Genomic DNA, 14530 nt, shown 5'->3' with positions numbered 1-14530 from the left:
TCCAGGATGCCCCGCCAGTTGCTCTCGTCGTTGGCTCCACCGCGATGGCATTCGTCGATCACGACGAAGTCGAAGAAGTCCGGTGGGTAGTCGCCGAAGTTGGGCGATGGGTTCCCGTCGGCATCGGTGCCGGTCATGAAGGTCTGAAAGATCGTGAAGAACACACTGCCGTTCTTCGGCACGCGTCCCTTCTTGCGAATCGTCTCGGGATCGATCCGCACCAGGGCATCCTCCTGGAACGCATTGAACGCGTTGAAAGCCTGATTGGCCAGGATGTTGCGATCGGCCAGGAACAGAATCCGCGGCCGGCGACTCGGCTCGTTGCCCGCGCGCCAGTCCTTCAGGTTCCAGCGACTGTGGAACAGCTTCCAGGCGATCTGGAACGCCACGGCTGTCTTCCCGGTACCGGTGGCCATCGTTAGCAAAATACGATCGCGACCATCGGCCACCGCTTCCAGCACACGATTGATGGCGTTGTGCTGGTAGTAGCGTGGCTGCCAGGCCCCGCCGCGATCCTCGTAGGGCACCTCGCCGAACCGCTCACGCCAGTCGTTCTGGGTGGCGAAGGTGGCCGCCCACAGTTCGTCGGGCGTGGGGTAACTGTCGACGTTGCCCTCGACACCCGTCTGCATATCGGCGCGGTATTGTTCGTGTCCGTTGGTCGAGTAGGCAAACCGGGCCTGGAGCATGCCGGCGTAGCGTTTGGCCTGGGCGAGACCCTCGGTCGGCGGCAGCGATTCCTTCTTGGCCTCGATCACCGCTAGCTTCTGCCCACGGTAGAACAGCACGTAGTCGGCGATGTCCTGCTTACCCCGCTTGCCGGCCCCCTGCAAACGGCCGATCGTGATCACCTCGCGCCCCACGCGGCTACCGGCCACTTCGCCCCAACCGGCGGCTTTCAGCGCCGGATCGATCAGCTCGGCGCGGGTTTCGGCTTCATTGCGGGCGTGGTTGGTCATCCGTACGGGGCGAAATCGTCGCTGTCGGTGGTAAGCAATTGGAGGTACTTGGGATGAATGAACAGCTTCTCGCGCCCTGATTGCTGCTCGTTCAGCACGCCCAGTTCCGCCAGCGCTTTCAAGTAGCGGGATGCCGCGCGGCGTTCGGCAATGCCGGCATCCACGACGTCTTGGATGCGGCAGTAGGGCAGCTCGAAGATCACGCTCACGAGTTCGTGGCTATAGACCTTGGGCTCGCGCTGGCGAACAAATTCCGTCGTGTGTTCCGCCAGCTGACGAATTGCTTTGATCTTGTTCGTGGTCCAATTGGCAGTCTGCTCGACCCCTTTCACCAGGTACAGAATCCAGTCCTCCCACTGGCCAGCAGACGTTACCCCGCGCAACAGTCGATAGTAGTCGTCGCGGTGCTCGATGATGTACCGACTCAAGTATAGGATTGGCAGCTTCAATAGTCCCTCATGGATAAGGAACAGGCTGTTGAGCACTCGTCCCGTACGACCATTGCCATCGGTGAACGGGTGGATGGCCTCGAACTGATAGTGACCAACGGCCAGGCGCACCAGTGGGTCGAGATCAGTTTGCTCGTGCATGAACCGCTCCCAGTTCGCCAACAGATCGCGCAGCAGTGGCTCGCCCACCGGCGGGGTGTAAACCACCTCGCCACCTGATCGGGCCAGCGCCGTGCCGGGCACCTTCCGCACCCGCATCTCGACGTTCTTAATCTTGGTGCAGACCTGTTCGGCCGTCTGGGTCGTGAGCGGGTAGTCGGACAGCGAGCGAAACCCTTCGAGCAGCGCCTGGCTATAACGCAGGGCTTCCTTGGTGGCCGGGTCGGCGTGGTCGTCCGTGGCCCGGTGCTGGAAGAGTCGATCGGTGGTGGTAACGATGTTCTCGATTTCCGAACTGGACTGCGCTTCGAGCAGCGGCAGTGTGTTAATCAACACGGCCTGATTGGGGATCAGCTCGGCCGCCTCCTTTAGGCCCTCGAGTGCTGCCCGTGCAGGGATGCACTGCTTGAGCACCCGGGTGGTTTCCAGCTCGGCGTGCGGTGGCAACATCGGCAGCTCGTTGTACGGCTGATCCGGTCGCCAATTGGGAGCTCTGGGCGGATTTCGCTTGGTTTTTGCGGATTCCTGCATGCCTGGAGCATATGTCACCAGAAGTGACAGGTCAACAGAACGTGTCACAATTTAGCCATTTCGGTGACATGTTCTCTGAATGTGTCACCCGAGGCGACATGTTTTTCGATTCGCCGCCAAATCGACCTATTGGCCGTACTTGTCGATGCAGTCAGCACATCAGGGCAGAGACTGCCAACCGTCTCCCAGTCTCCCCACAGTCCGCCAAGCAGAATCTCTTGGCGCACACTGGGGAGACTGTGGTAATCACTCGCCAAATCTGACCAGGCTCAGCCAGCGGCCGTCACGAAACCACTAGTCGACAACCCCCGCTCGCCATTCCACCGGTAAGCCACCAATTTGCCGCCCCTCGCCACGCTGTAGTCTACACAGGCCGCGTTTCGGGTCTGCGGAGTTGGCTCGCCGGTGAGCCAGTAGTGACCGAAGAACACCGGTGGAGCGTCTGTGGGGTACGTGTCAATCGGCAGGGCGTCAACTCGTGCTGCTACTCCGGTCGGCTCCGTAACGTTCGGAAGAGCATATTCGGCTATGTCCTGGCCATTCGGCGAATCGAACCACCGGGTTCGGATCGCGGTTCGCTCATGCCCATCCTTGTCCCGGTACGACATGCCCGCGGGTAGCTCCATCTCAGTGCCCTTGAGCACACGATCGACGGCGTGAAATAGAGCGGAGCTGTGATCGGTGGCATCCTTCACGAAGGCTTCCGTTAGCGGCGAGGTGCCGTCGCGTCGAGCCGAGATGGTGACGATGTCATTGGCACTCCAGCAGGCGTGCACCAATCGAACGCTATCCAGGTCGAGCCACATAGGCAGCATGCGAAACCACTCCAGCGCATCCTGCAACTCGGCTTCGCTAAGCTGCTTCATCGTTTCACTATGTTGCTTGTTGTTCTTCTCCGAATGCGGCCTGAGGTAGCTGCCGGCGCCGTCCGGCGTGTGGTAGGCGATCGCGTTGAATTCGTGATTGCCCATCACCGCCTGGGCTGCGCCCGAGTCGACCATCGCCCGCACGATCCGCAGCACCTCGGTGATATGCGGCCCGTGATCGATGAAGTCGCCCACGAACAGCACCGTCCGTTTTGGGTGCCTGTAGCCACTGCCGTCCTTGGTGTAGTCCAAGTGCTCAAGCAACCGCACCAATTCGCCAGCGTGGCCGTGGATGTCGCCGATGATGTCAAACAATGGCCTACCCCTTCACCAATGAAAATTTCACTTCGTACCGGTAGAACCCCACCGAGGGCACCATCGCGATCGCCCGCCTCAACTTGGGGCTATCTTCCAGCGCGATGATGATCCCTCTTACCTGCTGCCCCGGTGCTGCAAGTTCCTCGGCCACGAAGTTCATGTAACGCAGAAGCTGACCGACGACCGCGTCACTGGCTCGGCCTTTTTTGAGCTCGACAACCAGCAATGTTGCTTCATCCTTGCTGATAGCCAGTATGTCTATTGGTCCCGTATCAGTCTGGTACTGCTGGCCGACGGTTTCGCCATCGTCCTGAAATATGCTGTACTCCGCCCCCAATTCGGTGCAGGACCAATTGTGCACCAAGAAGTCCTCCAGGTGCTTCTCCATGACGAACTTTTCTGGGTCTTCGATAGTCTCGTCCGTTGTCACAATCTTGGGCGGCACAACCCCCGCAATGAGTGCCTCGATCTCTTCAGCGTGTTTCGTGATCGTGCTAACGGTGCCGGGGACTCCAGTAGAATTCTGGAGAGCTTCGGTCATCGACTCGCGGCTCACGTGCTGATTCCACCATTTGACTGGTCGGCGATGTGGAAGCGTGGCGCCTTCTGCATAGTAGTAGTCTCCTGCAACCTCGCCGATCTGGTAGTTGCCACCCCCATCGGGACACAGCAGCAAGTCGCTTATTTGCATTCCCTTGCTGACCGTCCAAATGGCCCCACACGCCAACCCCGCCGCGATCTTCGATTTGTCTGGCCACTTCGCCTGATACACGGGGATGAACTGCTTGTTGAACGTTCGCCATTCATCAGGAAGATGTCCCGTTAGATCCTGGTGCAAGCCAAAGTCGGTGCCTATGAACCCACCCGCAAAACACTCCTCAGCGTGCTCGCTTCCGCGGCCCAGCATCACTCGGTAGTAATCGGTCATCGCGTCGCTCCCATCAATGTCGATACGGTTGTTCCGAGCCGCCCTACGGCGACTCCTCCACAATCCGCCGGAAATCCTCCGCCACGTACTTCTCGAACTGCGGCTTCACGTGCTCGGTTTGGGCCTTGGTGTTCTTGCCGTTGAACCAAATCGTTCTCTTTCCCCTATTTTTGCCTGTCTTGTTCTGGTTCGCCTCCTTCACAAACTCCTTAGATGTCATGATCCACATCACGTCCATGCGTTCACCGCGATAACGAGGTCCGCAGTGTGCTTGCCCCGATCGCCAAGCTCGCCGAACAGCATGGCGCAGCGGTGCTGATGGTGGCCCATCGTCGCAAGGGCGCGGCGCAGTCGGCAGATGATACGGCTCTTGGTAGCCGCGCCTTTACGGGCCTGGCTCGTAGCGTGTGGCATATCAGCCGCGATCCCGACGACGACCAGCGCCGTTTGCTGCTACCTGGCAAGAGCAACCTGGCCGCCGTGACGACGGGGTTGGCATTCAGCATCATGGGCGAGCCTGCCTCGGTTCACTGGGACGACGAGCCGGTGCGGATGTCGGCCGACGATGCCCTGGCCCGCGAGACGGGCAACGCCACCGGCGAGTTGTCGGCGCTCGACGAGGCGGTGGCGTGGCTCGCCGAGTACCTGGCCACGGGTCCTCACCCGGGGAAAGCTGTCCGCAAGGCCGCCGAAGCCGACGGCATCGCCAACCGGACTCTCGATCGCGCCCGCGGCAAGCTGCAGGTTAAAGCCGAGCCCGATGGTTTCGGTGGCCCCTGGGTGTGGCGTTTACCGGACGACCACTCCACAGAGTGCGCCAACGTTGCGCCAGAGTCTACAGAATACGCCAAGGAAGATGCCTTGGCGCACACTGGGGATACTGTGGCGCACTCTGACGGATCGGCCTTGCATGCGTGTAGTCATTGTGGATCAACCGACCTGCGCGAGGTTCCGATTCACGATGGCCGGTCTATCCGCCGCGACTGCTCGCGTTGCAGCAAAATGGTCGACTTCCCGGTGTGGCGACCTGCCTAGTCCTGCGACTGGATATGATTGGCGACATCAAGCATAAAAGCAAAGTCGCTGCAACATTACGCAACAAATCGATACCCCTCCAACATCTTCTGATTTCCACGTCCTGCAATCTTGCGCGATTGCCTGCAACGTGAGACAATGACCTACGACAAGCAACCCTTACGAGGTAACACGATGGCTAGCATCGCAAAAGACCCAGGTGGCAAACGTCGCATTCTGTTCGTCGATCCGCTCGACAAGAGTAAGCGGCGCACCGTTCGATTGGGCAAGATGGCACAGCGGACCGCCGAGGGCGTCAAGATCAAGGTCGAGCACCTGATTGCTGCCAAAGCTTCAGGACATTCGATCGATGCCGATACTGCGAGTTGGGTCGCCAATATCCCGGACGATCTGGCCGAGAAGCTGGCCCGCGTTGAATTGATCGAGCCGCGCAAGCCTCGGAATGTGCACACCCTGGAGACGTTCCTCGATGACTACATCGCCTCGCGGAGCGACGTGAAAGGGAGCACGGCGACGATCTACCGTCACGTTCGCCGGTGCCTGCTGGAGTTCTTCGGCAACGACGCGAAGCTCGCCAGCATCACACCGGGCGACGCGGACAAGTTCCGGCTGTGGCTGGCCGACAAGAAAGGTGGTCAGGGCCTGGGGGTAAACACGGTCCGCCGGCGCTGCGGTATCGCCAAGCAGTTCTTCCGCGCCGCCCTTCGGTCAAAGCTGATCGCCGAGAACCCGTTCGCCGATCTGAAGGGCCTGACGATCAAGGCCAACCGCGAGCGTTTCCACTTTGTGAGCCGCGACGTGGCCGCCAAGGTGCTCGACGCCTGTCCCGACGCCCAATGGCGGCTGATATTCGCCCTGAGCCGCTACGGTGGGCTACGGTGCCCGAGTGAGCACTTGGCCCTCACCTGGGACGACGTCGACTGGGAGAAGGGCCTGCTGCGTGTGTCGAGCCCTAAGACTGCCCACCACGAGGGTAAATCCTCGCGGATCATCCCGCTGTTCCCCGAGTTGCGTAAAGAGCTCGACGCAGTGTGGGCCGCCTACGACGAGGACAGCACGACCGACCGCGTCCACGTGATCACCCGCTACCGTGACACAAATACCAACCTGAGGACTCAGTTCCTGCGGATCATCGGCCGTGCTGGTGTCGATCCCTGGCCCAAGCTGTTCCACAACCTGCGGAGCACGCGCGAGACTGAACTCGCCGAACAGTTCCCGATCCACGTGGTCTGTGAATGGATGGGCAACACGCAGGCGATCGCGGCGCAACACTACCTGCAAGTGACCGACGAGCACTACCAAGCGGCGCAAAATGCGGCGCAGCAGGCGCACGCGGAAGGTGGCACGGGTACGCACGACAAAAAGACGACGGAACAGAAACCCGTTGTTTTGTCGAATCTGTCGGGAAACACCGATGCAGTGAACGGGCGTTTAGTAGTCCGGGAGGGACTCGAACCCCCGACCAAGGGATTATGAGTCCCCTGCTCTAACCGACTGAGCTACCGGACCAGGTTGTTGATGCTGTGGGCGGTTGGTTTCTTTATTATACGCATCCCGACTTGGGTCGCGAGGGCTTCGGTCGGGCGGTCAGCGGGACTCGCCGTTGCTGGCTTTTTCTGGGGGGACCAGGGCAATTAGTTTGTCGCCGGCTTTGGGTTCGTATTTGCTGTCGGCTGCCACCACCATCAGGCGTCCGCCATCGGGGATGACGAACATCAGGATCGCGTCGTCGCCGTATTTTTCGCGGAAGTGCGACATGGTGAAGCCTTCGCTGAGGGTGGTTTTCTTCATCACGAAGCCACTTTCATGGCGTTCTTTTATCTGGTCTTCGGTCAGGTCGCTGGCGAACAAGATGCGTCCGCGGAGGTGCTTCGGCACGCGCTGATGCCGCTGGCTCGTCTTCTCGTGCGGAGCGAACTGAAACACGTTGGCGCTACCAAACTGTTCGGCAAACTCGCTGGCCGCCAGGGTGTTCACTTCGTCGTTCGGCGTCATGGCCAACAGCCGGCCGAGATCGCCTAGATCCGTTTCTTCGTGCACAAAATCGCTACCGATGCTGGCGTAGCAGACGGGCAGCCCGTCCATGCGGGCCAGGGCGATATTCTGTGGGTTGGTATCCACCAGCAGCGTGCTGAGGCCTTCGTTGTGCAGCGAGCGGGCGACCTCTCGGACTAGTGGCGATGCACCAACGAACAGCACACCCTGGGGATCTTCACGCGACAGGCCGAGATACCGCGCGACGTACCCGAGCGACAAGCCGTAGATGGTAACGGTGCCAACCACGACCAGGAACACAACCAGCACGAACTTCTTTCCTTCGGCCGCCATCTCGGGTTGGGCCTGGCTGATGCCAATGGCGAACAGCGTGGCGACGGCCGCGGCCACAATACCTCGGGGGTGAATCCAGGAGAGGAACAGCCGCTGCTTGCGCGTGAGTTCGCTGCCCAACGTCGACAGAAACACCGAGGCGGGACGCACCACCAATACCATGAACAGCACCAGGGCGATGCCTCCCCAGCCAACGTCGCGCAGGTCGGCCATGCTGGGTTGAATGCGGGAGGCCAGCACAATGAACAGTACCGACAGCAACAGCACGCGGAGGTTCTCTTTGAATTCAATCACGTGCTTGATGGTCACGTCGCGCTGGTTTGCCAGGTACATACCCAGCACCGTAACGGTGATAAGCCCCGACTCGGGCTGCAGGTAATTGGAAATCGCAAATAGCAGCAGCACGATCGCCAGCACCACCGGGTTCTGCAGGTAGTCGGGCACCAGGTAGCGCCGCATCAATTCCCGGACCACCCAGCCAGAGAGTAACCCGAGCCCCAAGCCAATAGCGATGGTCTTGCCAAGCGCGATCATGGTGCCTTGGGCGACGCCGTTGGGCGCAGGATGCGCGACCACCTCGTAGACCAGGGCGGCCAGCACCGCGCCGATGGGGTCGTTGATGATACCTTCCCATTTGACGACCGAACCCAATTTGCGTTCGGGGCGCACCTGCCGAAGCAGTGGCAAGATCACTGTCGGACCGCTGACCGTAAGCAGTGCTCCCAGCAGCGCAGCCATCGGCCAAGAGAAGTCCACCAGGTAGTGGGCGGCCACGGCTGTAAGCACAGCGGTGGTAAATAGACCGATGGAGACCAACTGCAATACGACACCGCTAGTTTCGCGAATCTCGCGGAACCGCAGGTTCAGTCCCCCCTCGAACAGGATCACACCAACCGACAAGGAAACCATCGGAAACAGGATGGACGATTCGAGGTAATCTTCCGGGCGGCCGGCCACGTAGCCCCAGCCGAAGCCCAGGAACAATAGCAACACGATCGCCGGTATCTTCAGCCGCCAGGCCAGCCACTGAGCGGCGATGCCGAGCGCCAGTACGGCCGCCAGGTAGAGCGGGGGGGCAAGTGTGATGGGCAAATCCATGGCAGGCCGGTGAGGTGATGAAGGCAAGTTGGCGGAGCCCCCATCTTAGAGCCAGCTATCCAGTTGGGGGAGTGGTTGCGGCAATGGTCAATCGTAGCCTGCTATCACTTGTTTTTTCGTCCGCAGACGATACTAGGCACATTTCGTGGGGTTAGTTCTCTCGTGACCAAGATCGCTCGAGCACTTCTTGGCGGCGGCTGGCAATGATTCGTACGAGTCGTGCGAACAGAAAGATGGTAGGCCGCAAGTCCAATTGATATTCCCTTAGGAGAGTGACGATGAAACGGCTACTTTGGCTGGCACCCCTTGGCATGGTGATGGCATGCCCCGTGCTGGCACAACCAGGCGGTGGGCCCCCCGAAGGACGAGGGCCCAGGAATGCCGAGCGCATGCAGCAGATGGTCGAGCGCTTCGACGAAGATGGCGATGGCAAACTGAGTCGTGAAGAACGCGAAGCAGCATGGAAAGCACGCAGCGAAGCGCGTGAAAGTCGAAACGCGGATGCTCCGCGAGGACCGCGTCGCACAGCACGCGATGGCGACCGTCCGCGCGGCGATCGCGGGGCGGCGCGTGACGGTGACCGACGTCGCGGTCCGCGCAATGCCGACACGAAGAAAGACTCCGACACGAAAAAGGCCGACGCAAAGAAAGGCACGGAAGCCAAGAAGAAAGCGGAAGCCAAAAAGTCAGCCGCGAAGAAGCCTGAAGCCAAGCAGGACGATGCGAGGCCTAGAAATCGTGCAGGACGCAATGCCCGCGGCCCGCGTGATGGACGTGGTGGCCCAGGGTTTGGTGGACCTCCAAGAGACAACCAGGCACGCCGTGGCGGCCCCATGGATCGACGTGGTCCTGGGCGTCGTGGTCCTGCTGAAGCCCGTGGCCGGCGTGGCGATGGTCCGCCGCGTGACGGCCAGGCCCGCCGTGGCGGTTTTGGCGAAGGGCGTGGCCCCGGACGCGGTGGTCCCCCTGAGGGTGTTCGCCGTGGCGGTCGGCCCGATGCCGCTCCCGGCCAACCAAGTGCCGAACGGATGTTTGCTCGACTCGACCGCGACAACGATGGCTCGCTGAGCAAAGAAGAGTTTGCGGCGGTGCAGCGAATCCTGAATCGGCTGGACCTTTCACCAAGTCGTCGCCCTGGTGGCCCGCGCGGTTTCGGCGGCCCGGCACGTGGTGGCGATCGACCCGCTGGTCCTCGCGCCGATCGCGACCAAGACGGCCCACCACCGCGTGGCGAAGCTCGTCGTGGCGGCGGCCGTGGACAGGGCCCTCGTGGCGACTGGGGCCGTGGTGCTGGCCGTCCGCGTCCCGACTTCGACCAAGATTCGGACGACTGACGAGATCATTTGACGACGAGTGTTCCGTCCTTATTGCCCCGAGCCGGGTTACGATCTGGCTCGGGGCGATTCTTTTTCGGGGAGGCCGGTGGCAGGCCGATTCTGCGGTTTACACCGGTCGATTCGGCTGCTGGGCAGAAGTTTGCCCAATGCGGGGCGAGCAAATATAATGGCGGCAGGAACTTACGAGCCAGAGGCCGGTCTCGGTCTTCGTTCGGCCCTCGCCTTCTTCCCCGCACCGAGTTTCGTTCGCCATGCCCCGTCTGCTCGCACTCATTTTGACCATCACGCCCATGCTGTTGATGGCCGACGCCACGTTTGGCCAAGCTCCCACGCGCGAGCCTCGCGTGTTCGCACGCGGCGTGCTGACAACCATCGAACCGGAACTGCAACCCGAGGAGACTTTCAGTCATCAGCCGATGATCGAGATCACCTCGAACAAGTCGCTCGACTGGCAGCCCGCCACGCTGCCGAAGACTCGCACGCTGTACAGCATGGCGGAGAACGCCACATTCACCAACGAAGTGTGGGGCCTGGAGTTCACGTTCAAGCCGCTACGGATGATTACCGTTGACGTCACCCTGCCCAATGGCCGCACCGAGCGTAAGCTGCTGTGGTACCTGGTGTACAACATCAACAACACGGGCGAGCGGATTAAGCCGGTGGAAGACGCCACGGGGCAGTTTTCGGCCGAGCCTGCCGACCCGCAACCGGTGCGATTCCTGCCGCATTTTGTCCTGGAAGGCCAGGACGTGGACCGCAGCGGACAGAAGATCTACAAGGCGTACCTTGATCGCGTGATTCCGTCGGTGGTCGAGACCATTCGTCAACGCGAAGTGCCGGGCCGCGTGCTGCTGGACAACGTGGAGATCGCCGCCAAACCGATTGAGGTCAGCACCGAAGCTCAGGACAACAGCGTGTGGGGAGTCGCCATCTGGGAACAGGTGGATCCGGAGATGGACTTCCTGTCGATCTACGTCGGCGGGTTGACGAATGCCCACATCTGGCAGGACATGCCGGGCGAGTTTCGCGTGGGCGATCCCGCGGGCAAGGGCCGCCATATCGCCGCCAAGACGCTGCAGTTGAACTTCTGGCGGCCGGGCGACGAGTTCCTCGAGAACGAGCGGGAAATCCGCTACGGTGTGCCCCCCGGAAAGGCCTCGCTCTACGGGGTCGAAGAGGGGGTTGCTTATCAGTGGGCCTTCCGGTAGGATTTCCAGGCTCGGAGGGGTGCCCCATTGGCCACCCTCTGTTGTCCCCTACAACTACCGAAGCCGGCGTGCGGTTATTTGCCACCGCTGGCGTCTACACGACTCCGCAGTGGAGGTCCCTAGCGATGGCACATAAAAAAGGTCAAGGCTCGAGCCGCAACGGTCGCGATTCCAACGCCCAACGGCGTGGCGTGAAGCGATTTGGGGGCCAGCAGGTCACCGCCGGCCACATTTTGGTCCGGCAGCTCGGCAACAAGTTCCGTCCCGGTACCGGCGTGGGCCAGGGCAAGGACTTCACGCTGTTCGCCCTGGTGGACGGTGAAGTGAAGTTCGACCAGGAAGGTCGCCGCGTTAACGTCGTGTCGGCCAACTAAGCTGGTCGAACCGAGCCCGTCAGGTGGCGGTTCAGGCGTGCTTCAGCCGTTTTCGAAGTAGCTAGAAACCGTTGGCCGAGTCGACTCGTCCGCACTAGAGTCGACCGCAGCGCTCGCCGCCTCAAGTCAGATACACTGCAAGGGACGCCCTGTGCGTCCCTTGTTTTTTGCCAACTTGGAACTCTCACCATGTTCGTCGATCGGGTCGAAGTCGAACTGCAAGCAGGCAAAGGGGGCGACGGCTGCGTCAGCTTCCGGCGTGAGAAGTTCGTACCCCGGGGCGGACCGGACGGTGGCGACGGCGGCAACGGGGGCAGCATTATTGTCGTGGCCGAAAACGGTGTCGACAGCCTTGCGGCGCTCGCGCATCGCAAGCATTGGCGTGCCCGCAGCGGTGTGCCCGGTGGTGGCAGCAACCGGCATGGCGCCAATGCCGAGGACCTGGTAATTCGCGTCCCGCCCGGCACGCTGGTCCGCGACTCCAAGCACGACCTCGTGCTCCGCGATCTGAAAAACGAAGGCGACACGGTCGTGGCCGCCCGCGGTGGCAACGGCGGCAAAGGCAACGCCCGGTTCAAAAGCTCCACCAACCAGGTGCCCCGCGAGTTCACGCCTGGCACCGAAGGCGAACATCGCCACGTGGTGTTCGAGCTGAAGCTAATCGCCGACGTCGGCCTGTTGGGCAAACCCAACGCGGGTAAGAGCACGCTGCTGAGCCGGGTGTCGCGGGCACGCCCCGAAATTGCCAACTATCCGTTCACCACCAAGAAACCGAACCTGGGCATTGTGCAGGTGGACCTCGATACCGAGTTCGTGATGGCCGACATCCCGGGCCTGATCGAAGGGGCCCACAGTGGCGCGGGTCTGGGCCTCGAATTCCTGCGACACGTCGAACGGACCCGCGTGCTGGTGCATCTGGTCGAGCCGATGCCCATGGATCAAAGCGACCCGCTGGCCAACTACCACGCGATCCGGAGCGAACTTCAGGAGTACTCGCAGGACTTGGCCCAGCGACCGGAGATCATCGCCGTCTCGAAGTCCGAGCTACCCGGAGCAGCCGAATTGGCCGAACAGCTTGCTGCCGACACGGGACGAGAGGTCTTTCTGTTCTCCTCCGTCACAGGCGATGGGCTCAATCGCTTGCTGGGCCGCACCTACGAACTGCTGACGCAGTCGCGCGAGGACGAGGCATAGCTCCGTCACGTGGGGGCCGAGTCCGTGGAGTGGTCTACTTCCCGGTGGTCTCTTCCAGCAGCTCGTCATAGACGGCCGCGACGCCTCGAGCCATGACTTCATCGGAGAAGCGACTGCGATGGCAGGCCAGCGCGTTGGCGGCCAGGGCCACCAAGTCCACTTCGCCTCGGCAACACTCGGCAATGGCGTCGGTCAACTGGCTCACGCTGCCCGGTTCGACCAGGATGCCACTGTGACGATGCTCCACCGCAGCAGTCACGCCCTCGACATGCGAGGCAATCACTGGCACTCCGGCCGACATTGCTTCAAGCACTACCATGGGCAGTCCTTCGCCGAACAAACTGGGCAGCACCAACACGTCGACCTTGGCCAGCTCGCTTGGCACATCGCTGGTAAAGCCGGTGAACTCCACCCGATCTTCGAGCAAAAGCTTGGCCGTCAGATCGCGAATCTGTTGTTCGTACTCGGGCGTTTCGAATCCGCCAATGGCTCGCAACTTGACGTCGTATCCCAGCGAGACCGCGGCGCCCAGTGCTTCCAGCAGCACCTCGGTTCCCTTGCGAGGCCGGAATAGCGCCACCATGCCAAGCGCCAACGAACCATCATCGGAGGCGCGCGCCGCATGCAGATCGATGGCCGGCACGCCGTTGGGCACGCAAACCAGCCGCGACGCGGGAACGCCGCGCTCCAGCATGTAGGGTTCGAGCGATGGAGACACCACGATTACTCGCGACGCCGAGCGAAGGCAAAACCGCTCGACCATGCTGTTGATTTGGTTCTGCCACGGCTTCTGCGAATCGCGCGACACAGGGCTGTGAACATGGTACACCCACGGCAAGTCGAGCGAACGCGCGGCTACGGCCGTAATCAGGGCCGAGCGAGGAGTGTGAGCGTGGAGGATCTTGTAGCCGTGCCGGTGAACCAGCTGCTTCAAACGCCCCACGGCTCGGTAATCGATGCGCGATCGCATCGGTACCGGCTCGAGGCGGACGGTCGAGCGGCGGAAGTGGCCAAACTTGTCCGCCTTCACGGCCGCGAAGTCGACCTCGAAACCTACGTCTGGCAGCCGCAGAGCAAGCAGATCCTGCACCCGTTCGGCGCCGGAGTAATGCTCGCCATTAATCACATGCAGCACGCGGGCCGTGGCCTGCGGGCGAATCGGCAGCAGCACCGGCGAAACGTCGTCCATTGCCCCTGAGGGGGGCGCCTCCACCGTGTCGGGAGGAAAAAGTTGAACGGTAGGAGGAGAACCAGTCATGGCAGCGCAGCAGCGGGGCGAAGAGTCGGAGGCCTATCCTCAAGCCTACGCCGCAGCAGCCGCGAACTGCCTGGTAGCCGGCCGCTCATGCGACAAAGCTCTCCCTCTGGAGCCGTTATTCGCTACAATCGATGCGACCCTCTCACCTCCGCCGCTTGCCATATGCATCAACACGTCACAATCACCACCACTACGGGCGATCACTCGGTCGCCGAACAAATCGCCGCCGACCTGGTCGACCGCCGCCTGGTGGCTTGCGCCCAGATTGGCGGGCCGATCCGCAGCGTCTATCGCTGGGAAGGTACGGTGGAGTTCACCGAAGAGATTGTGTTACACCTGAAAACCACGGCCGAACAGGTGGATGCGGTAAAGCAAGTGATCGCCAAACTACATCCGTACGACGTGCCCGAGGTGATCGTCACGCCCATCATCGATGGCAGCGCGGAATACCTGAAATGGATCGACGATCAAACACGCCCGGCGTAGGC

At 61.5% G+C, this 14530-nt stretch carries 14 protein-coding genes and 1 tRNA gene; 7 read left to right on the top strand and 8 right to left on the bottom strand.

Translation table 11 applies throughout. The features are described 5' to 3' along the window. From NG895_RS07000 to NG895_RS06980, 5 genes are all read right to left on the bottom strand, one after another. A partial coding sequence (locus NG895_RS07000; protein WP_252851756.1) for a DEAD/DEAH box helicase family protein occupies positions 1-959 on the bottom strand: 959 nt, incomplete at its 3' end. After that, positions 956-2098: a protein adenylyltransferase Fic gene (fic, locus tag NG895_RS06995; RefSeq protein ID WP_252851757.1), complete on the bottom strand. Its 1143-nt coding sequence runs from the start codon at positions 2096-2098 to the stop codon at positions 956-958. The genes NG895_RS07000 and fic, both read right to left, overlap by 4 nt. A gap of 269 nt (positions 2099-2367) precedes the next feature. Then, on the bottom strand, positions 2368-3279 hold the full coding sequence (locus NG895_RS06990) for a metallophosphoesterase (RefSeq protein ID WP_252851755.1): 912 nt from the start codon (positions 3277-3279) through the stop codon (positions 2368-2370). Positions 3280-3283: 4 nt separating this feature from the next. Then, on the bottom strand, positions 3284-4210 hold the full coding sequence (locus tag NG895_RS06985; RefSeq protein ID WP_252851754.1) for an endonuclease NucS domain-containing protein: 927 nt from the start codon (positions 4208-4210) through the stop codon (positions 3284-3286). 43 nt (positions 4211-4253) lie between these two features. Continuing rightward, positions 4254-4430 (bottom strand): hypothetical protein, encoded by a 177-nt coding sequence (locus NG895_RS06980; RefSeq protein WP_252851753.1) that lies wholly within the window; start codon positions 4428-4430, stop codon positions 4254-4256. Positions 4431-4477: 47 nt separating this feature from the next. On the opposite strand from NG895_RS06980, the gene NG895_RS06975 reads away from it, so the two are divergent. Together NG895_RS06975 and NG895_RS30830 are read left to right on the top strand one after the other, a co-directional pair. Beyond that, positions 4478-5245 carry a helicase RepA family protein gene (locus NG895_RS06975; RefSeq protein WP_252851752.1) on the top strand — a complete coding sequence of 256 codons (768 nt, stop codon included), beginning with the start codon at positions 4478-4480 and terminating at the stop codon, positions 5243-5245. 138 nt (positions 5246-5383) lie between these two features. Continuing rightward, positions 5384-6721 (top strand): tyrosine-type recombinase/integrase, encoded by a 1338-nt coding sequence (locus NG895_RS30830; protein ID WP_425267210.1) that lies wholly within the window; start codon positions 5384-5386, stop codon positions 6719-6721. On the opposite strand, the gene NG895_RS06965 is transcribed toward NG895_RS30830, so the two are convergent. Together NG895_RS06965 and NG895_RS06960 are read right to left on the bottom strand one after the other, a co-directional pair. Beyond that, positions 6681-6754, bottom strand: a tRNA-Ile gene (locus NG895_RS06965). The genes NG895_RS30830 and NG895_RS06965 overlap by 41 nt on opposite strands. Positions 6755-6832: 78 nt before the next feature. Further along, complete coding sequence (locus NG895_RS06960; protein ID WP_252851750.1) at positions 6833-8671, bottom strand: cation:proton antiporter; 1839 nt, start codon at positions 8669-8671, stop codon at positions 6833-6835. Positions 8672-8949: 278 nt separating this feature from the next. Here NG895_RS06960 and NG895_RS06955 point away from each other — a divergent pair, with 278 nt between their 5' ends. The 4 genes from NG895_RS06955 to obgE all read left to right on the top strand — a co-directional run bounded on the left by NG895_RS06955 (position 8950) and on the right by obgE (position 12784). After that, positions 8950-10005, top strand: a complete 1056-nt coding sequence (locus NG895_RS06955; RefSeq protein WP_252851749.1) for an EF-hand domain-containing protein — start codon at positions 8950-8952, stop codon at positions 10003-10005. Between the two features lie 254 nt (positions 10006-10259). Then, positions 10260-11216: a hypothetical protein gene (locus NG895_RS06950; RefSeq protein WP_252851748.1), complete on the top strand. Its 957-nt coding sequence runs from the start codon at positions 10260-10262 to the stop codon at positions 11214-11216. Between the two features lie 125 nt (positions 11217-11341). Then, complete coding sequence (rpmA, locus tag NG895_RS06945) at positions 11342-11590, top strand: 50S ribosomal protein L27 (protein ID WP_252851747.1); 249 nt, start codon at positions 11342-11344, stop codon at positions 11588-11590. A gap of 189 nt (positions 11591-11779) precedes the next feature. Beyond that, positions 11780-12784: a GTPase ObgE gene (gene obgE, locus NG895_RS06940; RefSeq protein ID WP_252851746.1), complete on the top strand. Its 1005-nt coding sequence runs from the start codon at positions 11780-11782 to the stop codon at positions 12782-12784. 34 nt (positions 12785-12818) lie between these two features. Here the strand turns inward: obgE and NG895_RS06935 are convergent, their stop codons facing one another. Further along, complete coding sequence (locus NG895_RS06935) at positions 12819-14042, bottom strand: glycosyltransferase (protein ID WP_252851745.1); 1224 nt, start codon at positions 14040-14042, stop codon at positions 12819-12821. 162 nt (positions 14043-14204) lie between these two features. On the opposite strand from NG895_RS06935, the gene cutA reads away from it, so the two are divergent. Continuing rightward, positions 14205-14528 (top strand): divalent-cation tolerance protein CutA, encoded by a 324-nt coding sequence (gene cutA, locus NG895_RS06930; RefSeq protein ID WP_252851744.1) that lies wholly within the window; start codon positions 14205-14207, stop codon positions 14526-14528. Positions 14529-14530: the final 2 nt, after the last annotated feature.

This window comes from Aeoliella straminimaris, assembly GCF_024054565.1.
Classification (GTDB): Bacteria; Planctomycetota; Planctomycetia; order Pirellulales; family Lacipirellulaceae; genus Aeoliella; species Aeoliella straminimaris.
The sequence above is the reverse complement of the archived record's forward strand: the minus strand, read 5'-3'. Positions and strand labels throughout refer to the sequence as shown.